The organism is Mycoplasma sp. 06067-C1-B144P-99-0482-3 (assembly GCF_051053925.1).
In the GTDB taxonomy this organism is placed as follows: Bacteria; Bacillota_I; Bacilli_A; order Mycoplasmatales; family Mycoplasmataceae; genus Mycoplasma; species Mycoplasma leachii.
In genome coordinates, this window is record NZ_CP144017.1 from 543,567 (window position 1) to 569,528 (window position 25,962).

Genomic DNA, 25,962 nt, shown 5'->3' on the forward strand with positions numbered 1-25,962 from the left:
GAGTGCATATTATGAAAGTCGATGAAAAAGAATTAATATCTAAATATTTTGATCAAGCATTAAATGAAACAATGAAAGTTGTGTCTATACCTTCTTTTTTAACTGCTCCAACAAAAGATGCTCCTTATGGAAAAGGTTGTAAAGAGATATTAGATTATGTAATTGATCTAGCTAATAATTTAGGTTTTCAAACTTATAAAGATATTAATAATAAATACGGATTTGTTGATTATGGAACTGGTGAAAAATTATTTGTAATTTTAGCTCACTTAGATGTAGTTCCACCAGGAAATATTGAACAATGAGTTACTGATCCTTTCACACCAATTATTAAAGATAATAAATTAATTGGAAGAGGAACTTTTGATGATAAAGGTCCTGCTATGATGAATTTATTTGCCTTAAAATATTTAAAGGATCATAATTATATATCTTCAAAATATAAAATTAGACTAATTTTTGGATTAACTGAAGAAACTACATGAGATTCAATTGAAACTTATGTTAAAGATCATGGGATTGCTGATTTAGGATATACTCCAGATGGTGAATTTCCTGTTGTTTATGCTGAAAAATGAATTGCTGATTTAGATATTGTTTCTAATGAAGAAACTGATATTCAAATTAGTGGTGGAGCTGCTTATAATGTAGTTTGTGACACTGTTTGATATAAAGGACCAAAAATTAAAGAAATACAAGAATATCTAAATAAAAATGATATAACAACTAAAATTGAAAATGATAAGTTAATTGTTCAAGGAAAAGCCGGGCATGGTAGTTTACCTTGATATGGAATTAATGCAGCAACTTGATTAGCTAAAAGTATGTATGAAAATGATGTTCATCATAAAATTACAGATTATTTAGCTAATGATGTACATTTAGACTTTAACCTAAAAAATGTTTTTGGTGATATTTCTGATGAGACTGGTGAACTTACTCAAAACGTTGGAATTATTCAAATTAAAAATAAAGATTCTAAAATTTGTTTAAATTTTAGAATCCCTGTATTCACTAATCCAAATCAAATTTTCATTCCAACATTAACTAAATATTTAGAAAAAATTAATTTATCTTTAGAAGTTAAAAAAATTGATAATAGTTTGTATGTTCATCAAGATTCTGATTTAATTAAAAAAATTATGAAAGTTTATCAAGAAGTAACTCAAGACTACAAGGCAAAACCTATAGCTATTGGTGGTGGAACATATGCTAAAGCTATGCCTAATGTTGTAGCTTTTGGTGCAGAATTTGATATTGAAAATTCAACAATGCATGCTTACAATGAGTATGTTAAAATTGATGATCTAAAAAAAATGTTAGAAATTTATACTAAAGCTATTGTTTTACTAACTGAATAAATTGGATCTGATGTTTTTATTTTTTATATTTTTGTGTTATAAAAAAATAGAAATATAGATATTAAAAAGAAAGAGATATGATGAAAAAATATTTATTTAATTTATTAACTATAATTTATATGTTTATGATCGTTATAATTGCAAATGAATCATTTGGTTATGGTCATAATGCTCAACTACACTTACTAGGTAGAGTTAATCCTGCTTATGGTTTAGCTGTAAGTGGAATTGTTTTAAGTTCATCATTATTAGTTATTCCTTTTTTACTAACTTTTGTTAAACAAACTAGAAAAGTAGAAAAAATTTTATTTATAACTAATTTTGTAATTTTTGTTATTACTATAGTTTTATTATTTTTAGCAAGCATATTTTTTATGGTTAATAAAATAGGCGCTATTGGATCACATATTGGAATTATTGTTTTATATTTAACTGTAGTTGGTATAGTTTGTCAAAATTATTCTAATATTTTTAAAATTAAACTAAATAAAAAGAATAAACTAAATACAGATAAATAAAATAATGATTATTAAGGAGAAATATGAGTAAAAAAGTTAGCATTATTTTAATAGCTGGTGGTAGTGCTAGTGGAAAAACAACTATTGCTAGTAAAATAGCTAATGAGATTTTAAAAGATAAATCTGTAGAACATATTTCAATGGATAATTACTATAAAGATTTTACTAACTTATCTTTAGAGCAAAGAAACCATATTAATTTTGATCACCCAAATTCAATTGATATTGATCTTTTAATTAAAGATTTAAAACAACTTTTAAAAAGACATGATATTTTTGTTCCAACTTATGATTATAAAAAACATATTAGAACAAATAAAGAAAAACTAATTAAAGCTAGTGATGTTATTATAGTTGATGGCATCTTTTCATTACATTTTGAAAAATTACGCGAACTTGGAGATATTAAAATATTTGTAAAAACTCCTGATGATTTAAGATTTATTAGAAGATTAGTCAGAGATATAAAAGAACGTAATAGAACTATTGAAAGTGTTATTGATCAATACTTAACTGATGTTAAACCTATGCATGATCTTTTTATAGAACAAACTATTGATTATGCAGATATTGTAATACCATTTAAAAAAGGAAATGATGTAGCTATTGATATAGTTGCTTCAAAAATTAAAGACTTATTAACTTAAAATTACTTAATAAAAAACAAAATAAGTATTATTTAAAAAGCGTTACTAAAAAAGTAACGCTTTTTTATATCTAAGTATTTATTTGATATGTTTTTCCTACGTTTCCCAGTTTAAGCATAAAACAAAAAAACATACTTATGTAAATTTTTGATCTCATAAGTTATGTTTTTTATAATGTAATGTCTAAGTGACTTTTTCTTTTGTTAAAAGCTCTAATAATATTTGATAAGTTTGCCAACTTTCTTGTAACTCATCATTATACACTTGTATAGTTTCGATTTTTTGTTTATTTACAAATACTTCAATTTCTTTAACTTCTTTGATAACATTAATCACTTTATGCTCAGTGATTTTGCTTTTTCCAGTCAGTCCTAATTTTGAATTTAGAATGTAGATGATGTAGTTTAAAAACACTAATGAAATGAAACATAAACAAATGTAACCAACAATATGGTTTCAAGTTGATAAATACATTGGACGAAGAGATAATTTACCTTTTAATGTCTTGAAATTAGACTCAATTTGTCATTGTTTTGAATATAAATTAATAACTTCTTTTACTGATAAATCTGTTCTGTTTGTTTCATAAACATAGTATCCATCATATTTTTGATCTTCTTGTATTTTTTCTATGTCAAGTTCATAAAATGCACCTTTGTTTATAGGTTTAAAGAATCTATATTTTTTAGATCCCGCTAAATCATCACAAGAAACAAGATTATCTTTATTCATTTTCTTAGTGAAATTTTGAATTAAAATGTCTCTATCGTTTTTGTCTTTAGTTGCTCGTTTTTGACTAAAACTAATTATTTGTCTTCTAAAATGTCCATTAATTCTTTTTTTATTGTATGAAGATGCAATATCACGAGTTTTGTATATCAAACCACCATCATTTATATAATCTTTTTCATCTAATATATACTCTTTAAATTGTTTGCTTCCAGCTTTCATTCTGTATGAGATTATGTATTTTCAATTCTTAGATTCTAAAAATCTAATATTTCTATTAACACTCATTCCTTTGTCAGCAATTATAGTTACACTGTTAACTTCATAAATATCTGCAATTTCAAGCATAAATGGTATTAAAGTATTTGAATCAGCAACATTTCCTGGAAATATTTTGTAGTGTAACGGTATTCCATTTTCATCAGTTGCCATACCTATAACAATCTGGTCTTCTTTAAATTTTCCATCTTTTGAATAACCAGTTTTTTTATAACCTTCACGAGAAAATGTTTCAAAATAAGTAGTTGTTGCGTCAAATCATAATACATCAATTTTTCTATTGGTATTTGCACAAATTTTTGCATTTAAATTTCTTAAAATTTCATCTTTGTTTTTTGCTATATAGTCTAATGATCTATAAAATGAATTTTTTGAATGAGTGTCTATTTTTTCTTTTTTTGCTGTCTTATAAGTGTTAAAAACACTTATTGGATTTTTAATTCTTTGATAAATCAACTGTAAAACAACATCTTTTAATGTTGTCGATTTTGTGGGAGAACAATCATTAAAAATATTGAAATAATCAAATAGTTTTTCAACTACTTCGTAACCTTTAAACCTTTCTAAAACTTCTTTTTTGGTTTCTTTTTTCTCTTTAAAAATTTCATCTAATTTAGTTCTTGCTTGTTCTTTTGTTCAAGACAATGGAAAGTTTGCAATAATTGCTTTGATAATTGCTAGCGGATCATCATGATATTGTTTTAATTCATGTAAATATCCATATCCTAATCTATATACAAAACCTTTGTTATCTGGTCTTAGCACTCCAATTGATAAGTATTCGCCTTTTTTAACTCTTGCTATTGATGTTCTTCATTGTCTTTTTACATCATTTCTTGACTTCTTCACGTCTTTATTATATCATATTTAAGCATAAAAGCATAATAAATTATATTTTTTTATAAAAAAATATAGTCGCTGAAAACTGAGTGTTTTCGCGACTAAGTGGGAAACGTAGGAAAAATTAAAGACTTATTAAATTAAAATTACTTAATAAAAAACAAAATAAGTATTATTTAAAAAGCGTTACTAAAAAAGTAACGCTTTTTTATATCTAAGTATTTATTTGATATGTTTTTTATTTTTGTTTTTAATTATGATTATGATTATTGTAATTATAGTTATTAAACTAATAGGTATAATTATTGATAAAACTATAATTAAAATATTTTTACTTTTATTATTTTGTAAGTTATATTTTTCAAGATTAATTTTAATTGTTGAAGAAGAATCATGATTAAGATCATCTTTATATTTAAAATAAACTATTTTATTAAAAGGAATTTCTAACTTATCAAGTGAATGATATTCTTTAAATACTTTATTATCATATGAGTATAAAACTTTATTATCAAATATTAATTTATCTTTATTTATAATTGATGATTCTGAAATCTTTTTTGGTTTTATTGATCATTTAAATTCTAATTTGTTTTTATTATTATTAAATACATAATTATTATCAATAATTTCTAATATTGTTATATAGTTTCCTGAATTAATATGTTCATTATTAGTTATTTTTATAATATTTTTATCAATTGGTGTATCAAATTCTAGTTTATGGTAGTTTGTATCATATATAAATGTATTTTCTAGTTTAGGTTTGATATTTATTATTCTTTTTACAGGATTGATATGAAAATCAAGATTATATGTTTTGTTATCATATTCAAATTCTAAAATAATTTTATTGTCATTATATTTTATTGTATCAATATATTTATTATTAATATTTTTAATTTTTACATTTGGTTTTATATGTTTTATTTGGTTATTATTTATTATTTTAATATCAAATTCATCATTAATTTTTTGATTTGTTAAATAGTCTTTTTTAATATTATTTATTATTAAAATTGGTTCTTCTTCTTTAAATACAGGTTTAATAATAATTGGTGTATTATATGTTTGATTATTAGTTTTATGTTTATTACCTATATAATTTAAATTTAATACATTAGTTTTTAAACTATTTATAATTTCATATGATATATAGTACTTATTTTTAGATTGATCAAATAATAGATCTTGTTCTTCTCCGTTTTTATTTATATATATATATTTTAAAAACTTTAAATTATTATTTGTAGGTGTGTCTAAATACTTTTTATCAAAATAACTATTTTTAAAAAAAGGAATTTCATTAGCTAAATTTTTAATTTTAGTATTATTTGTTAAATAAATTTTTGCAAAATAATAATTAATATTATTATCTAGTCTATAAAATTGATACTTATTTGAAGCTATTTTTTTATTATCTACATATTTATCTATATCTAATTGAAATTCATTTTGATCTTTATTTGAGATAGTTTCAGGTTTTAAGATATCTTTTTGATTTATTTTATAGCTTATTTTATCTTTTTTATCACTATAAAGATAAAGAGGTTTGTATTCAAAATTAAGATTATTATTTTTATCTATAAAAATTACAGGTAAATTGTCATTTGCAACAAAACTATTATAGTTATGAAAAACTAAATGTTGTTTGTTATTATAATCTCAATATGAGTTAGCTGAAATTGTATTTGTTTGATCTAAAAGATAAATTTGTCTATGTTCATGTTTAACTTTTATTGTATTTGTTTTATCTTTTAATAAACTATATTGATAGATTAGTTTAACTGTATAACTACCAGATTTTAATTTATCTTTACTTTGAATAGTTATTTTATTTTGATCAGAATTTATTTTAAATAAATCAGAAACATCAAGATCATTTAAATAAACATAAGCATTAATATTATAGAGTTTAGCAAGATTATTATTAATTTGATATTCTATTTTTACATCTTGAGTTGTATTAAAAATATTTGTGTTTTTTGCTTTTGAACTATAGTTTTTTTGACCATAATTTTTTGTATTGTAATAATTAGAAAATTCATTATTAAAATTATTATTACTTTTTGAAATTAATAATTTATCACCAATATATTCGTACCCATTTAAATCATTAATAATTGCTTTAGAATTATAAGGTAAAAAATTTATCCCATCATTATTACTATAATAACTATCACTATTTAAAACAATAAAAGCACCTTTAGAATTATCACTAGCTAAATATTGATCATCTCACCCAATAATACTTACAGCATGTGTATTTATTTTACTAGTATAAATTAGTTCATGAACTTTAGTTTTATTATTAGTTTTTATACTAATATGTTTGTAGTTTTGATTTTCTTTAGTAGCATAGTTTTTAATTGGAACAAATAATGAACCATTATTTACAATATGTTTTTTTATATTTAAAAGATCGTATCTATTAAATCTAACATCTTTTACTTGATCTCTAAATGATTTAATGTTTTTAGAATTATATATTTTTTGTAATCAAGTTTTATATTCACCTTTATTTGGTACATAATATAAATCACCAAATTTGAAATCAGATTCAAAACTAATTCCATTTTCTTTAATTAGTTGATCATAATCAAAAAACCAAGCACCACCACCAATTAGATCTTTTTGATTAATTGAAATGCTTGCTTCTGATAAATCATACATTTCATTATTATTAATCATTAATGAAGTTTCTAATGATTTTGTAGCACTAAAATCTCAACACAACCCAGTATTATATTGATATTGATTAAATAAAATATAATCATCTCTTAAAGAAAAATATGATCTATTTTCTTTTGATAAATTAGTATTATTTGAAGTATTAGTAATCATTTTATTAACATAAGTTATGTTAATATTTTGATTTGTTTTTAAAAATATAAAAAAAATAACAACAGATATTATTATTGATTGTAATAATAAAATAATTTTTTTATTAGTTTTGTTCATAATCTTATTAGTAATTTAAATTAAAACTGTAAATTAATTTTATAATTCTAAGTTTTTTATTTAAATAGTAGTTTTAATATTTATTATATTTTAAATTTATAATTTATATATCTACTTTTAATACTAATTATACAACATAGGAGAAAGATGTTTAACAAAACTATTATTCATATAGATATGGATGCTTTTTTTGCAAGTTGTATGCAACTAAAACATCCTGAATTAAAAAATAAACCTGTAGTAATTTCTAATAGTTTTGATAAATCTATTATTTCAACAGCTAGTTATGAAGCTAGAAAATATAATATTAAAGCAGCTATGCCTTTATTTAAAGCAAAAAAACTTTATCCTCAAATTATAAGTGTTAAACCAGATATGATTTTTATTAATAATATTTCATATCAAATTTGAGATTTTATAAAAAATAATTATACTAATAAAATTGAAGTTGCTTCAATTGATGAAGCTTATTTAGATGTAAGTGATTTAGTTAAAAATACAAGTGTACTTATACTAGCTAAAAATATTCAAAAAGATATTTATGATCAATTTAATCTAACTTGTTCAATTGGAATTGGGTTTAATAGATTTAGTGCTAAAATGTCAACTAGTTTAGATAAACCAAACGGAATTACTTTAACAACAACTAGTAATTTTAAAGATAGCATTTGGCCTATTTCAATTAATAAAATGTATGGTTTTGGTCAATCAGCAGCTAAACTTTTAAATAATACAAAAATTAAAACTATTAAAGATTTAGCTTTATTAAGTGATGTTGAAGTTTATCAATTATTAAATAAAAAAGGTCTAGCTTTAAAAAATGAAGCTTTAGGTTTAGGTAGTGATTATATTAATTATTTATCAAATGATTATAAAAGTATTTCAAAAGAAACAACTTTAAATACACCAATTTATCAATATGATGAAATAGAAACTATTATTTTAAATTTATCTAAATTTATTTCATATAAATTACACAAAAATCAATTATTATGTAAAACTATTGAAATTAAAATTAGATATAAAATTGATGAAAAACTTTTTGATAAACAAAAAAACTTAGCAAGTAGACACAAACAAATTACTTTAAAAAACCATACTAATGATTTTGAAAAAATCTATAATAGTGCATTAGATTGTTTTTATAGTTTATATGAACAAAATAAAGGAATTTTGTTAATTGGAGTAGGTGTTAGCAAACTAATTCATAAAAATCAAAATTGAGTACAACTTGATATTGAAAATCAAACCAAAGTTGATAAAAATCAAATAGATAATGCTTTAAAAATAGAAAATATGATTTTGGATATTAATAAAAAATTTAAAAAACCAGTTATTTTTAAAGCTAAAGATTTAAAAAAAATCTAGCTAATAACTGGTTTAAATTAAAGGTTCATTTAAACTAACTAGTACAGTTTTTTCATCTGATGGAATATTAATTTTAATAATCATTTCATTTTCAACTTTAAAATTAATTCAACCTAATCCAGATATTGAAATATCATATCAATTGTTTAAATGTTCTTTTGTAAATTTAAATTTATAAACTTGAATTTTTTCACTATTGTTTATATATGGAATTAAGTTTTTTCTATTATTATTTCAATATCTTATAACATTTTTAGTATTAGTTCTATGTAAGTTAATTTCTTTATTTGTATAAATATGAAAATTAGTTTTTTGATTAAATGAACTTAAATAATCAAATCAACAAACTCCAGAAAAGAAAATAGAATTATTATTTGTTAATTGATAAGTAAATTGTTGTATTTCTTTTTTAAAATAACAATAACTTTGAAATCTTTTATTCATTAAATTAGCAATACTGTTTTTTCTACTGACTCCAGCACTATCAAAAATAGTTGTATTTTTATCTAGTTGAATTTTAATAAAATCTAAAGTAGTATTAAAAAATTTTGAAACAACTATACTTGGAATTAAATGATTTATTTCTAGTATTTTATTAATTAAACTAGATTTACCAACATTACTTGCCCCAATAAAGTATTGTTGGTTTTTATTATTTTTAATTACTTTATTTAATAAAGGCTTAACTAAGTTGATCTTATTAGCGCTAGTTAAAAAAATCTCAACATTTTTTAAAAAACTATTTTTAAAAATATTATTAATATAATTTCTGATTTTTTCTAGTTTGATAGATTTTGGTAGTAGATCTATTTTATTAACTACTAAAATTACTTTAAAGTCTTTAATCAAGTTTTCTATTTCTAAAATTCTTGACCCAAATAAATCAAAAATATCTAAAACATAATAAAAGACTAAATTATTATTTTTATTTTCTTTAATTAAAGTTGAAATTTTATTAATAAACTGTTTATCATTAATTTCACTATCAACTAGTTGATTGTAATTTTTGATTTTAAAACATCTTAAACAATAAGCGTGTTCAGAATCATTAACATAACCTTGCTCTAATTTATTTGTAGTTTGTAATAAACTTCCACAACCTAAACATGATTTCATAAAAACTCCTAATCTTTTTTAATATATTTATTATTAGTGTTTTTAAATCTAGAAAAAGCATAAATAAAATCAATAAAATATAAAATCTTTAATACATCATTAAAACAATGAGTTTTAGCTAAATTAATACTTTTATTTAATATTTTAAACTCATCTAAATCCATTTTATTTAATGAAAATAATTTTAAAGCATTGCAACAGCTTAAATAAATATTTTCAGTATCATTTAAATTATTATCATTAAAAATATCTTTAGCATAATCAATAAATTTTCTTAAACTAGGAATAGTAATTGTATTTTCTCCCATTCAACCTTTTTGAATATTTTTAGGGTTATAAAATTGTTGATTTTTATTATCTAAATTAACAAATGATAAATGATTTAATACCTGATAAATATCTAAACTATTAATTTTATATTCATTAGTAGTTTTATCTAATATAAATAAATCAGATTTTTTATTTTTTAATAAACTTTTATTTTGATTAATTCAAGATTCGATAATTTTTTTATCATTACTTTGACCTGCAAAAATAATTGTTTTTATATTTTTATTAATACACATATTAATAAAACTTTTTTTTAACAAATTATATTGTTTAAAAAAATCATAAGTCTTGTCATTATAACTTCTTTTTATAGATAGTGACTTAATTGCTTTACGGTTAATTCTGTTATAAATTTCTTCTAAGTTTTTTGCAAATGAGTATTGTAAAATATAAACCAAATCTTTTTCATTATCATCATATAAAGTTGGTTGTAATTCTTCTTTATTATGACTTTTGTTAAAAAACTCAGTATCAACAATAATCGCAGGTCAACTTATTTGTTTTAATATTTTAGTTATTTCTTTTTTATTAATATAAAAATATTGATATTTATTTAAATAATATTTTTCATTTTCAACGATAATTTTATTAAAATTCATCTTTATCATCTTTTCTATTTATAATAATATCAAAATAAGATATTTAATATATTATTAAAATACGAAAAGGCAAATATGATAAATAATATTACTGTTAAACAGTTCTTTTTTATTACAGTACAACAACATTTAATATATAGTATTTTAGAAGAAGAAACAAATATAGCTAAAAAAGAAAAAGCAAATAAGTTGAAAATCAAGATTTATACTAAAGCTAAAGTCAAACCATTATTAGAAACTTGTAATAAAAAAACTAGAGATTTAGTTTTGACTCTTTTAGATTTAAATAATTGAGAAGAATTAAAAGAGTTTTTAAAAACTAAAAAAGAAAATTTTATAACTGAAAACAAAATAAATCCACTTGAACTTTTTAAAAGCACACCAGAGTCTAATCCAACAGAAATTGTTGAAGATTTATCTAAAATCTTAACTTTAATGACTGATATTAATGTTTATTCTTTATCTTTTAATTCAATTATTGATTTAGAAAGTTTATTTCCTAAATTAGGTGAAGATGAACTAATAAGTAACACTAGTTATGATGATATTTATTATTTATATGATAATTTATTAAATAGTCTTATAGAAAAAATAAAAGAATTATATATTAGTGGTTTTGAAGAAAATATTGATGAAACTTTAACTTTAATTAGTCAAATTCAAGAAACTAAAGACATTTCTATTAAAAAGACATTAATTGACCAGCTCTTTTCTATTTTTGAAACCAAAAAAAGTATATTTTCTGATCAATTTATTACTAGTTTTTTAGAAGGAAGTAGTAAAAAAATTCTAATTCTTTACAAAATCATTAAAGAATTAATTAAAATTGATTTTTTAATTGGTTTAAATCCTTTTATTTCAGAATATATGATTAAATTTAAAACTGAATAATTTTTTATTTATAACTTATAGAACTACTCTATAAGTTTTTTTGTTTTATTATTTTGACTTTATTCCTTTAATTCTTGAAGAATAATATAGTGCTTCAGCAATAGTTGGATGTGTATAAACTGATCTTTGTAATTGAGTAAAAGTTAATTTTTGTTGCATAAATAAAGCAATTTGATTAATTAATATATTAGCAGTTTCTATCATCATAAAACAACCCAAAATTTGATCGGTTTGTTTGTCAATTAAAAATTTAATAAAAGAATAATCTGCAACAATTCCATCTGCATGAGCTCTTGGAAGTGCTTTTGAATTAATTATAAGTGATTCAAATTCTATTTTTTGTTCAATTAATTGTTGTTCAGTCAAACCAACTCCAGCAATTTCTGGGTTTAAATAAATTGCTCAAGGAACAAGATTTTTATCAAATTTTTCAGAGTCATTATACTTTAAAATATTTCTAGCAACAATATCACCTGTTTTATAAGCTACAGAAGATAGTAAAGTTAAACCAATTATATCACCAATTGCATAAATATTATTAAAATTTGTTTTCATTAAGTCATCTACTAAAACAAAACCATTTTTATCTTTTTTAATATCAAGATTTTTAAATGATTCATTATTAGCTTGTCTACCAACAGCTAAAAGAATTTTTTCTGCTTGAACAAAGTTATTATCATCATAATAAACTTTATCAAGATCAATTCTTTTAATATTTACTCTATCAATAACTCTGATATTTTTTAAGTCAAAATATTGCTTAACACTTTTTTGAATATCCATATCAAATCGAGATAAAAAATCAACATTAGTTAAAATGGTAACTTCAACACCTAAAGTATTATAAAAATAAGCAAATTCTAATGAAATGGGCCCATCTCCAATAATTACCATTGATTTTGGAACACTTTCTAAGTATAAAGCTTGATCTGAATTAATTAAATATCCGTTTTTTATTGATTCTTCTATTCCTTGAAAATTAATAACTTTAGATCTAGAACCAGTTGCTAAAACTAGTTTGTCAAAATAAATAATTTGTTCATTTATTTTAATACTATTTTGATCTAAAACTTCTCCAAAACCTTTAAAAAATTTAACATTGTTTAAATCTAGTTGTTTTTGAATGCTATTATTAAAAAATGTCTTATTTTCTAGTCTTCTTTGTTGAATTTTTTTAATATCATATTTAATATCATTTGTAAAAACTCCATAGTTTTTTGCATTTTTAACTAATTCAAGAACTTTAGCTGATTTAATTAATGTTTTAGTAGGAATACATCCTTTATTTATACAAGTTCCACCCAAGTCTTCTTTTTCAATTAAAGCAACTTTTAGTTTATTAATACTTAAAATATTTGCTAAACTATATCCACCAGGTCCTGCTCCTAGAACAACTACATCAAATTTTTCCATAACTAACCTCTTTTTTTATTTAATAAAAATAGTTTAAAAATTTTAAACTTAAATAAATTTTAAAATAATAATTAATTAATATTAAAAGTTTTTCAGATTAAAATTTTAAAAATTCTCAATATATTTTAAACCTTTATAAGTAATTTCTCTTCCTTTAATTGTTCTAATAATTAAACTTTCTCTTATTAAAAAAGGTTCAATATTATTTGCAATAATTAAAGGAGTTGTATTTAGTAAATGTGCAATATTATCTAATCCAATTCTTTTATTTTTAGCAATCATTTTTAAATAATTAATTTCAGTTACTGTTAAACCTAGTTCATAAATTTCTAGCTTTTCTAATACTTTTTTAATATAATGAATATTGATTTTTTTAGGATTATCACAAATGATATGATCTTTAATTCTTTTAATTAAATTAATAGCAATTCTTGGTGTTTTTCTACAAAAACTAGCTAAATATAAGTAGATATCTTGATCAAGTTTAATTTGAAACTTATTACAATATAATTCAACAATTTTACTCATATCTTCTAAATTATATTCTTGCATTGTGAAATTAATTGGAAATCTATTTAATAAAGGTATAGGCATTTTATTAATTTCAGTAGTAGCACAAACTATTGTAAATTTAGGTAAATCAATGTTTACAACTTTAGAATTATAGTCTTTACCAATAATGATATTTAGTTTATTTTCTTCTAAAACTGGATAAATAATTTCTAATATTTCTTTATTAACTGCATGAATTTCATCAATAAACAATACATCTTTTTCTTTAATACTAGTTAAAATTGAAATAATATCACTAGCTTTTTGTAAATTAGGACCATTTAAAATTCTAATATTTGTTTTTAGTTGTTTTGCTAGTAAATAAGCTAAACTAGTTTTTCCATATCCACTAGGACCATAAATAAAAATATGATCAACAACTTTATTTTGCTTTTTTGCAGATTTAATAAAAACTTTCAAATTATCTAAAATATTATTTTGTCCAATATATTCTTCTCATTTCTCAGGTCTAAACATACACTTTTGTCACCTTTAATAAATTTTAATTATTTATATAACTTAGTTTTTCTAAAACATATTTTGTTAGTTCATCTATAGTTAAATCTTCATCAATATTAATGATGATTTTATAAATATCTTTTGTTTTATAGCCTAATTTTTCTAAGCTTGTAATTACTTTATTTTTCTTTTCGCTTATTTTATTATTAAATAACTCTTTTTGAACACTATTTATAATTAGTCTTGCTGTATAACTTCCTATTCCTTTAAGTTGTAAAATTTTATCAGTCTTAGCATTTTTAAAAATATCAATTAATTCTTCATAACTGTAGTTTTCTAAAATTAAAAAAGCAGTTTTTTCTCCAATTGTATTAATATTTATTAAAATTTCAAAAAGATCTCTTACTAGTTGATTATAAAAACCATAACATTTAAAAAGATTATCAATCACATTAGTTGCTATATAAATTTTATTATTTTCACTTAATTTAAAATTTTTAATATCTCTTTTTAAATACAAATATCTATAACCCAAATTATTTAATTCTAAATATAAAAATTTGTTATCTATTTTATGTAAAAAAGCATTGATATAATCATTCATAATATCACCTCAATATAGTATTAGAAAATTTTTTTAAATTAACTATTTTTAAAAAAGTGTATAAAAAAAGAGTCCTAATAAAGACTCTTAATTATAAATTATTAACCACTATTTGTATTTACGGTTTTGTTTTTGTTTGTAAATACGTTTTTCTTTTTTGCTTAAGTGGTATTCACGTTTTCTAGCTTCTGCTTTATTTGATGAAGCAACTTTCTGAAAGCGTTTTAATGCTTTTTCGATTGTTTCTCCATCATGAACAACAACACTTGCCATTAACTTTTTCAACTCCAATTCAATACAAAAATAATTATATCTTAACTTGATATAAAAATAAAGATTTTTAATCTTTTTCGTTGGATTATTAATCTTTTTCTCTGTTTTTTAGTAATTAAATAACTATTAGATTAAACTACAAAAGTATGAGCATCCTGATTAAATTAATTATTTATCATATATCCTTAAAACATATATCCTTAAAACCTTGACATTATATATATATATATATATATATATATATATAATGTTTCTAGCTATATAAAATTCATAAATATGTAGCTAATTAACCGGTTATTTTAGAAAGGAAACATTTATGAAAAAACTACTAACCTTGTTAGGTTCAGTTACTTTAATTGCAACTACAAGTGCTGTTGTAATTGCATGTGGTGGAACTAGAAGCGAACAAAAAACTACTGACACTAAGGGAAAAGATGATAAAGAAAAATCTAAAGAAAAAAAAGAAGAAAAAAAAGAAGAATTTAAATTAGTTCTTAGTGATAAAACAAAAGAAGAAGCCACTAAATTGATAAATCAAATAATAGATTTAACAGATAATGGTGAAGAAGAAATGATTAAAAATAAAGATGAAATATCAAAAGATGCATTAAAACTTTTAGATGAAATTATTGTTGAAAATAATAAAGATGTTAAAAAAACAATAGAAAACTTCAAAGAAAAACTAATTAATTTTACATCTCCTTTTTTTGTTGGTGATTTATTAGGTAATATTACAAATTCAGAAAATGAAGATTCTATTTGAGTTTCTGAAATTGAAATGAATGTCAAAAAAGAAGAAATTGTTGGAATTGTTTTTAATAGTGATCCTAAAAAAGATCTAATAAAAGAATCTGATGAAATTACAAAAGAAGCAACTGAAGAAGATGATAAAAGAGTTAAAGATATAATTAGTGATTACAAAAAAAATTTAGCTGAATACAAAAAAATATTTGAAGAAGAAACTGAAGAAATTTTTATTAAATTAAAAGACTTACTTACTAAAGATTTATCATCTACAACATTAAAATAAATAATAAAAATAAAAGCGGGGGGGTTCCAAGCTTTTATTTTTATTATTTTTTGATAAATTTTACTTCTATAATTTCATATGGTTTAGTTAAAGATTCTAATTTCAAAATAGGTGTTTCATGTCCAAAAACATCTTTTTTAAGTTTAATTCCAACAACATAATAATTTTTATCATTTCATTTAACTTGTTGATATAGTTTAACAGGCTTATTTAATTCTATAACTTTTGAAACTTCTTTATTATTATTAGAATTTAAAACTTGTTGTTTAGTATTATTTAAATTACTAGTTATATCTTTTGATAAATTCTTTTGATCTTGATTAGTTATTTGATTAGATTTAGATTCTAAAAAATCTTTTTCATTATTATGTATATTTAAATTACTTTCAGGATTTATTGTTCAAATTTTATTATTTGAAGTTTTTAAATTATGTTCATTTTTTTCTTGATCAATTTCTATTTTATTTAAATCTGTTTGATTTTGACTACAAGAGTTTTGACATTTACAATCAGTTAAATTACACTGACAATTATCTTTGCTTTTACAAACATTTTTTAATTGCTCTTCATTTTGATTACATTCATAACAACAATTATTTGTAGTTGTTTTTAAACAAGAATCATTATTTTGTTCTAATTTAATTTCTTTGTTTTCAATTTTAGTTTGTTGTTTGTTATTTAGCTTATCTTTTGTATTCAAATCATCTTTATTTAATTGTTTTTTTTCAATTCATAAGTATTTATCTAATTTTTCAACTTCATCATTATCAATTAATTCATTTGGTTTTTCAACTATATGTTCACTAATTAATTTTTGATCTAAACTAGTTTTAATTTCTTTATTTTCATCTTCAATTCAAGTATCATTTATTAAATTTTTGTCTTTAATTAATTCATTTGTTAAATCTTTTTCTTCAATTCATGAATCTTTTGTTAAATCGTCTTCATCTAAACTTAGTTTGATTTCATCATCTTTTATTTGACTAGTTTTAATAACTTGATTTTCTTGTTGTTCATCTTGATAAGTTAATTTATCAAAATTAATAGTAGCTGTTCCAAATTCTTCTGGATCTAATTCAATTTCTTGTTCATCCATATTTTGATCAAGTTTTATTATTTTTTCATCTTGTTCATTTAAAAGATCATCATTTGTTTTTAGATCATCTAAACTAATTGTTGAAGTTTGATAAAAAGTATTATCATTAGTGATTAAATTAGTTAAATTAAAGTCTTTATTTACAATTTGTTCATCATTTTGATAATCATCATTTGATTTAACAATTTCATCATTTAAATTTTGATCAAAATTATTTTTTAAATCATCTAATGGCGAGTAATCATAAATATGATATTTAGCTTTTTGTTTTCTAAAATATTGATCTAATCAAGTCTGATGTTTTTTTCTTTGCTGATAATCTAATAAGTTATCATCATTTTTTTTATCATTGTTATTTTGACTTTCTAAATCTTCATTTGATTCAACTTCTTCTAGTTGTTCTTGTTGATATTTATTTAAAAACTTTAAAAAAGCTTCAGATTTATTTTTATTTTTTTGATCTAGTCAAATAATGTATTTAATATACTTATCAATAGTTTGAATCATATAAGGTTCATAATCTATTAAATCAATTGCTAGCATTTCTTTAATAGTATCAAAATCAAATTTTTTAATAGAAACATAATAATCAATTTTATTAATCAAAACATCAGTTAAATATTGTTTAACTTCTTTTTTTGCCATAAATTTAATCCTACTTTTTCTTATTACATTTAATATTATAGTTTATATAAAAATATACTTGTATAAACTTAGTAAAAAATCAATATTTATTATTAAATAATTTATATAAGTAATTTTTGCTATAATTTTTAAGTTATAGAAAGTCTAGTGTTATGAAAAAAGTTCTTAGTTATTTTTTAATAATTCTAATATTTTTTACTAGCTTATTTTTTATTAATAATAAAAATCAAAACCAAATTAATTTAACTTATAATACTCAATTTAATGATGATAATGAAACTCAAACACAAAAAGAATTTTTATGAGGTGGAAAAGCTTTAAGATACTTTTTATACAAACACTCAACTGCAAAAACTAATAAAAGTTTTAACCAATTTACAGATAATCTATTAGCCAATTTTGAAATGTTTTTTAAAGCAAAAACAAAACAAAGATATCGTTCTAATTATTATATTACTGAACAGCAATCTGAAGAATTTAAACACGCAATTTTATCAAGTATTTTAGTAACTTCAGAATATGGTTCAACATCACCTGAAGAGTTTTTTGCTGAATCATTTAGTAGATATGTTTCATCTAATGAAAAACAAAAAAATCTAACTTGGTATTTATTAGAACATTTTTTTACTAAAACTTTTTATAAATTAAAACAACAAAATATTGGAATTTTAACTTCAAATGATAAAACTATAAATTGAAAAAAAATTAAAAATGTGATTGATAATGAAACTGATGTTTTTTATAAATATGAATTAGAACCTCAAACTAATTTAGATATTAGCTATGATAGGTTAACTCATTTAGATTTAGGATATACAAATTTAGGTTTTGAAAGGTTTAGAAATAGCATTCCACAATATGGCTATAATAGTGTTCAGTATGTTTATGATACTATTAATTACATTTATAATAATATTTTTACAGCTCAAATTAATAATTTAGATTTGTTAAATAAAAATAAAAACATTTTAAGTGTTACAAAATTTTTAAACTATTATAAAGAAAATATAGAGATTTTTTTAGATTATATGAAACTAAACTTGTATAAACCAAAAAATATTATTAATAAAAATAATGATCAACAATTTTTTAATAATTTTGATGAACTAGATACTTATTGAAAAGAAAAATCAAAATTTAATTTTGGAAACAATAGTGCTATTCAAATAAAGAAAAATTTTGAAAATATTTGACAAGCAATTCCTAGTCGTTTAGATTCTGATTATTTTGATTTAGAAGAACTAAAAGCTAATACAGTTCATTTATTTAACACTTTACAAAAAGTTACTCATAATAATTTAGATAAGATTTTTGTTAATTTAATTTTAACTAATGATAACCAATTTAGACTTAATAATACTATTCATGATTCAAAAATTAAGGGAATAACTAGTACAAGTTTTTCAAAAAATACTAATTCATCTTCTTATAGTTATGTTTTGATTAAAGCAGATAGTTTTAATAAAACTGAAAATCAATTTCAGTATAATAGATCTTGATTTGCTTCAAACAATCAATTTCAAACATTAAATCATGAGTTTGGACATGTATTAGATAGTTTTTTAGCTTTAAACTCTTATCAAGAAAAACTTAATAAAAATACATTTTCAAGTTTAAACTTTTGAGCAAATCATCAACAAGCAAATTTATATCAAGGAAATATTGTTGTTAATAAAAATAAAAACTGAACTTTATATTTTATTTTTATTATTGGAGTTATTGGAATTAATTTAACTTTAGTTGTTTTTTATATTATATATAATAAAATCTTTAAACCAAAAAACAAAAATACTATTAGAATAAAATAATCATATGGAAAATAAAATTAATTATAAAACTTACAAATTATTAAAACATTTAGCAACAATTAGTAGTGTTGTTTTAGCAATTTGTATTTTACTAACCTTTATTCAATTTACAAAAGACAGACCTATTTTTACTAGTTTAATTCCTTTTATTAGTTTAGAAATAATTTTATTAATACTAGCATTTATTTCTTTACTAATTTATATAATTAATCGAATTAAAAAACAAAAATCTAGTAATTATAAATATGTTAAAAAAGAAATTATTTATTTATATACTAGTTTAAGTTTATATATGTTTAGTTTTATTTTAACTATTATTTACTTACTAATAGGTTTATTAGTAAATAATAGTAGTGCTATTAAAATCTCATTTTATATAATTATTAGTATATTTTTTATTTGTATAATATTAAGTAGTATTTTTGAAACTTTATCAAGACTAAATGAACAAATTTTATTATATAAACAAGAATATCAAAAACAACAACAATTAAAACAACAAAATAATAATTTAAACAAACAAGTTATAATAAAAAATCAAACTAATAAAGATAATAAAACAAAAACTAAAAATAATTCTAAAAATCCTTTTATAGAAGATTAAAAAAATCGTAACTAATTTGAAGTAACGATTTTTTCTTTTTTCTTATTTTTAATTTTAAATATTAAATTATTAATTAATAAAATAATTAAATGATTTAATGTTAATCAAATAACAAATACTATTCAAATAAATATTAAATAACCAACTTTAGAATGTCCTATATATGGTGTTGTGAAACCTAAAAATTCATAAGGATAAATAAAATCAGTTATACTATTATCTTTTAAATAAATTTGAGCTCTCATTAAAACAAAAAGTGTGTAAAAAAATGGATAAGAATAAACTCAAAATAACTCTTTTATATTTTTATAAAATCTTTTAATTTCATACTTATTATTACCTGATTCAAATAAGTAAATAAAAAGTAGTAATAATGGAACTATAAAATGAGTAATAACAGTTGAAAAGATTTGAGTTTTTGTTAAAGAAGCAATTTGTCCTGCAATTGTGTTTTTAAAACCAACAATCCCAATTCAAAAAATCATAAAATCTAATAAATTTCAATTTAAAACAATATTTCTAGTTCTTTGAGTATTAATATTTGAATTTACATTTTTATAATTAATTACAACAATTAATAAATAAATAGTTGTTATGATACTTACTTGAACTGAAAAAAAACTTAATAAAATATCATAATTGATTAATCTTTTAGGTTGAAAAGAATTAATTGATTCAAAATATCATTGCTCATTTAAAATACCATTAAAAAAAGCATTGATTAAAGTAATAGCAGATAACAACATAACAGCTAATTGAAAATATCATTTTCAATTAGTAAATCTACTATTTTTAAATTTATGTTTAATGTTAAATTTCATAATACTTATATATTAACACTTTAAAGATATGATAATTTAACAATTTAATTATTTAGTTAGAAAAAGTAATATTATAAATTTATAGAGGTAATTATGATATTAAAAAATGCCAAAATTGTTTTAGAAAATAAAATTATTAATAATGGTTATTTGATTATTAAAGATAAAAAAATAGTTGAAATTGGATCTGATTATAAAAAAAATAATGGAATTAATTTAAAAAATCAATGATTATTACCAGGATTTATAGATTGTCATGTTCATGGTGGGTATGGAGTTGATTTTGAAACTGGAAATAAAAATAGATTTAAATATTTTGCAGATAACATAATAAAAGAAGGAGTTACTAGATACATTCAAACAAGTGTAACTAATAGTGTTAAAAAAAACAACCAAATTTATAAAGAATTTGGAGAATTTATAAAATTAAATAATGGTAAAGCTAAGTGTTTAGGAGCTCATTTAGAAGGACCTTTTATTTCTAAATTTAAAAAAGGTGCTCATCAAGAAAACTTGTTATTAAATCCAGATATTAATTTAACTAAAAAATGAAATAAATTATCTAATAATAGTTTAAAAATAGTTACTTATGCTAGTGAATTAGATGATGGAACTTATACTCAATTTTTAATTAATAATCAAATTATTCCAAGTATTGGTCATTCTAATTTAAAAGCAAATCAATTTAAACAACCTTATTTATTAGGTGTTAGACATATTACTCATTTATTTAATGGAATGAGTGGAGTTGATCAACATAATCCTGGTTTAGTTGTTGCTAGTTTTAATCATAAAGATGTTTTATGTGAAATTATAAGTGATGGAATCCATTTAGATAAAGAAATTTTAAAAATGATTTACAATTTTAAAACAGCAGATAATTTATGTATTATCACTGATTCTATGAATGCTAAAGGCTTAAAAGATGGTGAATATAAATTAGGTAATTTAGAAGTTTATAAAAAAGGTATAGAAATTAGATTAAAAAATAATAATGCTTTAGCTGGAGCTGGTTCAACTTATGATCATAATATTAGAGTTTTTCAAAAGATATGTAATATTAAAATGACTGATTTAATTAAAATGACTTCTATTAATATAGCAAAACAATTAAATATTTTTGATACTGTAGGAAGTATAGAAGTTAATAAATTAGCTGATTTAGTAGTTTTAGATGATGATTTATATGTTAATAAAGTACTAGTTGAAGGTAAAATAGTTTTTAAAAATAGTAAAAATAAAAAATTATAAATATTTTTTTGATGTTATATAATAAAACTAGAAGATAGGAGAAAAAAACAAAATGAAGAAAACCGCAAACAAAGTTGTTCTTATTGGAGCAGGAGCTGTTGGAACATCATTTTTATATGCAGCAATTAATCAAGGGATTGCAGAACACTATGTATTAATTGATGCATTCCCACAACCAGCTGAAGGAAATGCTTTAGATCTTTCAGATACACTAGCAGTTATTCCTCACTCATTTACTTCAATTAAAGCAGGAAGTTATGAAGATTGTAAAGATGCTGATGTTGTTGTAATTACAGCAGGAAGACCACAAAAACCAGGAGAAACTAGATTAGAAATGGTTGCTGGAAATGCTGAAATTATGAAAAATATTGCAACAGAAGTTAAAAAATCAGGATTTGATGGAATTACTGTAATTGCTTCTAACCCAGTTGATGTTATAACTCATGTATATCAAAAAATAACAGGTTTTGATCCACATAAAGTTATTGGATCTGGAACTACTTTAGATTCAGCAAGACTAAGAAGATTAGTTGGTCAAAAATTAAATGTAAAACCAGAATCAGTTCAAGCTTATGTTGCTGGAGAACATGGTGATTCTTCAGTTGCAATTTGATCTCAAGCAAATATCATGGGAAGACCTATTTTAGATTATGTAAAATGTGGTTGTTTAACTTTAGAAGATTTAGATCAAATTCAAAAAGATACTGTTGATATGGCTTATAAAATTATTAATTTAAAAAGAGCAACATTCTATGGAATTGGAGCTTGTTTAACTAAAATAGTTAATGCAGTTTTAAGAGACGAAAAAGCTACTTTAATGGTTGGTGCTCAATTAAATGGTGAATACAAAAATAAGGACTTATATACAGGAGTTCCAGCTATTATTGGATCAAATGGTTGAGAAAGAATTATTGAATGAGATTTAACTAAAGAAGAACAAGAAAAATTTGATAAATCTTGTGAAACTTTACATAAAACAATCGATTCAGTTAAACATTTATTTGAATAATATTTTAAAAATATAAGTTACTGCTTAAAAGAAATTTGACAAATTAATACCAAAATAATAAAAAGATAATAACAATAATAAAAAAATGCAGATTTTCCTCTACACCTGCATTTTTTATTTAATTATTTTTTCTTTTTAAATTTGTATATTAAATATAGCTTAAAAGATTTATTTTTAAAACTAAAAAAAGATGATTTAAATCTAACTAAGTTAGAAATCATCTTTTTTATTTATTTAATAAAAATGGTTCTAATATTTTTATAAATGAATCTCAATCTTCTTCAAATACCATATGACCAGTTTTTGGAATTCAAGTAGTAATTACATTTTTAACTTCGTCTTGATAGTATTTTAAACAAGCTTCTCTATTTACAACGCCATCTTTTTCACCAAGAATTAATAAAGTAGGTATTTTAATAGTTTTAATTGCTTGATAAATTTGTTCATGTAGTTCTTTTGAAACTAAAGTTTTTCCTAAATCAGTTAATTCTTTAGTATTATAATCATTACCTGAAAAATGTCATTTAGCTAATCGCATTCATTTAGGATCTTTAGTTAAAAATGAAGGATCATAATATAGTGAACCTAAAAAATCAGTTGTAAATTCTTCAAATGTTTTTGGAAAATAATCATGTAAAAAATTATTATTAACATCTTCACTAGCTTTATTCATAGGACAAACATAAACTAATTTTTTAAATAATTCAGGAGCTAATTGATAAGCTAGTGAAATAGTTCCTCCACCCATAGAATGACCTATTAAAGTAACATTTTTTAAATTATTATTTTTAACAAATTCAACTACTAGTTTTGCAAATTGCAATACTGAAATTTCGTGATCTTTAATTGGTTCTACTTTATTATTACCTGGAAATTGTAGTGCATAATAATTTGTTTTAGTTCAATAATTTTTAAAAATATTAAAAACATTTAGTGAAGCATTAAAACCATGACAAAAGATAACATTTTCTGTATCATTATTATTATCTTTAAATATATAGTCATAATCATAAATTATTTTTTTCATATTTAACCTATTTTTAAAAAGTTTTCTACTATTTTAATAAATTCTTCAAAGTTTTCTTCAAATACTCTATGGCCTGTTTTTTTAATTCAATATGATTCAACATTTTTTACATGTTTTTTAAAATAATCTAAACATTCATCTCTTAAAATCACACCATCTTTTTCACCAAGAATTAATAATGTTGGAATATTAATTGAATCTAACCCTTTTTCAATTAGTTGAAAAGTTTTAGCTTTAGGTGTACCTAATTTAATGATTAAATCATTATCATACATTTTTGGATTAAAATTTTGCTTTGCTTTTTTCATTCATTCTTTATTTGAAGTTAAAAATGAAGGATCATAATATAATGATGAAAGTGTGTTATTTATATAATCATCAAATGTTTTTGGAAAATAATCAATTTTATATCTTGGATATAATGGAAGTTGAGTTTTGTTCATTGGTGTTATAAAAATTAGTTTTTTAAATAAATCAGGACGCATTTTATAAGCAATAGCTAATGTACCTCCACCCATAGATTTACCAACAGCAATCACATTTTTAATTTGATTTTGTTCTATAAAATCAATTAATAATTTAGCAAAACCTTCAACACTTACTTTATGATCTTTAACTGGTTTTACTAATTGAGATCCTGGAAATTGAATTGAATAATAATTTGTTTTAGTTCAATATTTTTCAAAGATTTCAAAAGCTTTATATGATGAGTTAAACCCATGAACATAAATAATGTTTAGATCAGAATTATTATTGTCTTTAAAAACATAGTCATAATCATATATTAGTTTTTTCATACTAATTAGTTTTGTTTAAAAAGTTTTCAACTATTTTAATAAATTCATTAAAGTTTTCTTGAAAAACCATATGACCAGTTTTTTTCATTCAATGCATTTCAACACCATTTACATGTTTTTTAAAATAATCTAAACATTCATCTTTTAAAATCACACCATCTTTTTCACCAAGAATTAATAAACTTGGTATTTTAATAGCATCTAGTCCTTGTTCTATTAATTCAAAAGTACGATCTTTTGGTTGACCTAGTTCAACAATAACTTCATTATTATAAACATAAGGATCAAATTCTTGTTTTGCTTTTTTCATTCATTCTTCATTTGAAGTTAAAATTGATGGATCATAATATAAAGATGAAAGAGTATTTGTTATATATTCATCAAATGTTTTTGGAAAATAATCAATTTTATATCTTTCATATAGCGCACGTTGAGGTTTATTCATTGGAGTTATAAAAATTAATTTTTTAAATAAATCAGGACGCATTTTATAAGCAATACTAATAACTCCTCCACCCATAGAATGTCCAATAGCAACCACATTTTTAATTTGATTTTGTTCTATAAAATCAATTAATAATTTAGCAAAACCTTCAACACTTACTTTATGATCTTTAACTGCTTTTACTAGATTTGATCCTGGAAATTGTAGTGCATAATAATTTGATCTTGTTCAATATTTTTCAAATATTTCAAAAGTTCTTGGTGAAGAATTATACCCATGAACAAAAATAATACTTTCATTATCATTATTATTGTTTTTAAATACGTAATTATAATCATAAATTAGATTCATATCATTCTCCTAATATAGTTCTAAAAACATTTTATTACATCATATTAGTTTTTTGTTAATTCTAAAAAAAATATGTTTTTATTTTCACATTTTAAAAATAGTTTGTTATTTGTAAATAAAAATAAGTTTAAAATTAAA

At 21.0% G+C, this 25,962-nt stretch carries 23 protein-coding genes; 10 read left to right on the top strand and 13 right to left on the bottom strand.

Annotated elements, in window-relative coordinates; all coding sequences use genetic code 4:
* The first annotated feature begins 11 nt into the window (after positions 1-11).
* From V2P32_RS02415 to udk, 3 genes are all read left to right on the top strand, one after another.
* Positions 12-1,361 carry a M20 family metallopeptidase gene (locus V2P32_RS02415; protein ID WP_434343937.1) on the top strand — a complete coding sequence of 450 codons (1,350 nt, stop codon included), beginning with the start codon at positions 12-14 and terminating at the stop codon, positions 1,359-1,361.
* 77 nt (positions 1,362-1,438) lie between these two features.
* Complete coding sequence (locus V2P32_RS02420; RefSeq protein WP_434343938.1) at positions 1,439-1,879, top strand: hypothetical protein; 441 nt, start codon at positions 1,439-1,441, stop codon at positions 1,877-1,879.
* Between the two features lie 23 nt (positions 1,880-1,902).
* Complete coding sequence (gene udk / locus V2P32_RS02425) at positions 1,903-2,526, top strand: uridine kinase (protein WP_434343939.1); 624 nt, start codon at positions 1,903-1,905, stop codon at positions 2,524-2,526.
* A gap of 183 nt (positions 2,527-2,709) precedes the next feature.
* On the opposite strand, the gene V2P32_RS02430 is transcribed toward udk, so the two are convergent.
* Both V2P32_RS02430 and V2P32_RS02435 read right to left on the bottom strand, forming a co-directional pair.
* Complete coding sequence (locus V2P32_RS02430) at positions 2,710-4,383, bottom strand: IS1634-like element IS1634 family transposase (RefSeq protein ID WP_434343940.1); 1,674 nt, start codon at positions 4,381-4,383, stop codon at positions 2,710-2,712.
* A gap of 213 nt (positions 4,384-4,596) precedes the next feature.
* Complete coding sequence (locus V2P32_RS02435; protein ID WP_434343941.1) at positions 4,597-7,335, bottom strand: C1 family peptidase; 2,739 nt, start codon at positions 7,333-7,335, stop codon at positions 4,597-4,599.
* 147 nt (positions 7,336-7,482) lie between these two features.
* Here V2P32_RS02435 and V2P32_RS02440 point away from each other — a divergent pair, with 147 nt between their 5' ends.
* The gene (locus tag V2P32_RS02440; RefSeq protein ID WP_434343942.1) at positions 7,483-8,703 is read left to right on the top strand and encodes a Y-family DNA polymerase; all 1,221 of its coding nucleotides are present in this window, start codon (positions 7,483-7,485) and stop codon (positions 8,701-8,703) included.
* Positions 8,704-8,715: 12 nt separating this feature from the next.
* Here the strand turns inward: V2P32_RS02440 and yqeH are convergent, their stop codons facing one another.
* Both yqeH and V2P32_RS02450 read right to left on the bottom strand, forming a co-directional pair.
* Entirely contained in the window at positions 8,716-9,819 is a 1,104-nt protein-coding gene (gene yqeH, locus V2P32_RS02445; RefSeq protein ID WP_434343943.1) for a ribosome biogenesis GTPase YqeH, read from the bottom strand.
* Between the two features lie 8 nt (positions 9,820-9,827).
* Positions 9,828-10,748 carry a hypothetical protein gene (locus V2P32_RS02450; protein WP_434343945.1) on the bottom strand — a complete coding sequence of 307 codons (921 nt, stop codon included), beginning with the start codon at positions 10,746-10,748 and terminating at the stop codon, positions 9,828-9,830.
* 75 nt (positions 10,749-10,823) lie between these two features.
* Between V2P32_RS02450 and V2P32_RS02455 the strand changes: the two genes are divergently transcribed.
* Entirely contained in the window at positions 10,824-11,639 is an 816-nt protein-coding gene (locus tag V2P32_RS02455) for a hypothetical protein (RefSeq protein ID WP_434343947.1), read from the top strand.
* 48 nt (positions 11,640-11,687) lie between these two features.
* Here the strand turns inward: V2P32_RS02455 and V2P32_RS02460 are convergent, their stop codons facing one another.
* From V2P32_RS02460 to rpsU, 4 genes are all read right to left on the bottom strand, one after another.
* Entirely contained in the window at positions 11,688-13,052 is a 1,365-nt protein-coding gene (locus V2P32_RS02460; RefSeq protein ID WP_434343949.1) for a dihydrolipoyl dehydrogenase, read from the bottom strand.
* A gap of 105 nt (positions 13,053-13,157) precedes the next feature.
* Positions 13,158-14,081, bottom strand: coding sequence for a Holliday junction branch migration DNA helicase RuvB (ruvB, locus tag V2P32_RS02465; protein WP_434343950.1), 924 nt, complete (start codon positions 14,079-14,081; stop codon positions 13,158-13,160).
* Between the two features lie 25 nt (positions 14,082-14,106).
* On the bottom strand, positions 14,107-14,667 hold the full coding sequence (gene ruvA, locus V2P32_RS02470; RefSeq protein WP_434343951.1) for a Holliday junction branch migration protein RuvA: 561 nt from the start codon (positions 14,665-14,667) through the stop codon (positions 14,107-14,109).
* A 108-nt stretch (positions 14,668-14,775) separates the two neighbouring features.
* Positions 14,776-14,940: a 30S ribosomal protein S21 gene (gene rpsU, locus V2P32_RS02475; RefSeq protein WP_434343989.1), complete on the bottom strand. Its 165-nt coding sequence runs from the start codon at positions 14,938-14,940 to the stop codon at positions 14,776-14,778.
* Between the two features lie 316 nt (positions 14,941-15,256).
* Between rpsU and V2P32_RS02480 the strand changes: the two genes are divergently transcribed.
* Entirely contained in the window at positions 15,257-15,970 is a 714-nt protein-coding gene (locus tag V2P32_RS02480; protein WP_434343953.1) for a lipoprotein, read from the top strand.
* A 43-nt stretch (positions 15,971-16,013) separates the two neighbouring features.
* Here the strand turns inward: V2P32_RS02480 and V2P32_RS02485 are convergent, their stop codons facing one another.
* Positions 16,014-17,711, bottom strand: a complete 1,698-nt coding sequence (locus tag V2P32_RS02485) for a hypothetical protein (RefSeq protein WP_434343955.1) — start codon at positions 17,709-17,711, stop codon at positions 16,014-16,016.
* A gap of 152 nt (positions 17,712-17,863) precedes the next feature.
* Between V2P32_RS02485 and V2P32_RS02490 the strand changes: the two genes are divergently transcribed.
* Positions 17,864-19,519 carry a hypothetical protein gene (locus V2P32_RS02490; protein WP_434343956.1) on the top strand — a complete coding sequence of 552 codons (1,656 nt, stop codon included), beginning with the start codon at positions 17,864-17,866 and terminating at the stop codon, positions 19,517-19,519.
* Positions 19,520-19,523: 4 nt separating this feature from the next.
* Complete coding sequence (locus V2P32_RS02495) at positions 19,524-20,123, top strand: MFS transporter (protein WP_434326087.1); 600 nt, start codon at positions 19,524-19,526, stop codon at positions 20,121-20,123.
* 11 nt (positions 20,124-20,134) lie between these two features.
* Here the strand turns inward: V2P32_RS02495 and V2P32_RS02500 are convergent, their stop codons facing one another.
* Positions 20,135-20,944, bottom strand: a complete 810-nt coding sequence (locus V2P32_RS02500; RefSeq protein WP_434343958.1) for a hypothetical protein — start codon at positions 20,942-20,944, stop codon at positions 20,135-20,137.
* 93 nt (positions 20,945-21,037) lie between these two features.
* Between V2P32_RS02500 and nagA the strand changes: the two genes are divergently transcribed.
* Positions 21,038-22,195 (top strand): N-acetylglucosamine-6-phosphate deacetylase, encoded by a 1,158-nt coding sequence (gene nagA, locus V2P32_RS02505; RefSeq protein WP_434343959.1) that lies wholly within the window; start codon positions 21,038-21,040, stop codon positions 22,193-22,195.
* A 52-nt stretch (positions 22,196-22,247) separates the two neighbouring features.
* Positions 22,248-23,204 carry an L-lactate dehydrogenase gene (locus tag V2P32_RS02510; protein WP_434343960.1) on the top strand — a complete coding sequence of 319 codons (957 nt, stop codon included), beginning with the start codon at positions 22,248-22,250 and terminating at the stop codon, positions 23,202-23,204.
* A gap of 226 nt (positions 23,205-23,430) precedes the next feature.
* Here the strand turns inward: V2P32_RS02510 and V2P32_RS02515 are convergent, their stop codons facing one another.
* The 3 genes from V2P32_RS02515 to V2P32_RS02525 are packed head-to-tail and all read right to left on the bottom strand — an operon-like array spanning position 23,431 to position 25,824.
* Complete coding sequence (locus V2P32_RS02515; RefSeq protein ID WP_434343962.1) at positions 23,431-24,231, bottom strand: alpha/beta fold hydrolase; 801 nt, start codon at positions 24,229-24,231, stop codon at positions 23,431-23,433.
* Between the two features lie 2 nt (positions 24,232-24,233).
* A complete protein-coding gene (locus tag V2P32_RS02520) occupies positions 24,234-25,028 on the bottom strand; it encodes an alpha/beta fold hydrolase (RefSeq protein ID WP_434343963.1) in 795 nt (264 codons plus the stop codon).
* Position 25,029: 1 nt separating this feature from the next.
* Positions 25,030-25,824, bottom strand: coding sequence for an alpha/beta fold hydrolase (locus V2P32_RS02525; RefSeq protein WP_434343965.1), 795 nt, complete (start codon positions 25,822-25,824; stop codon positions 25,030-25,032).
* Between the last annotated feature and the right edge of the window lie 138 nt (positions 25,825-25,962).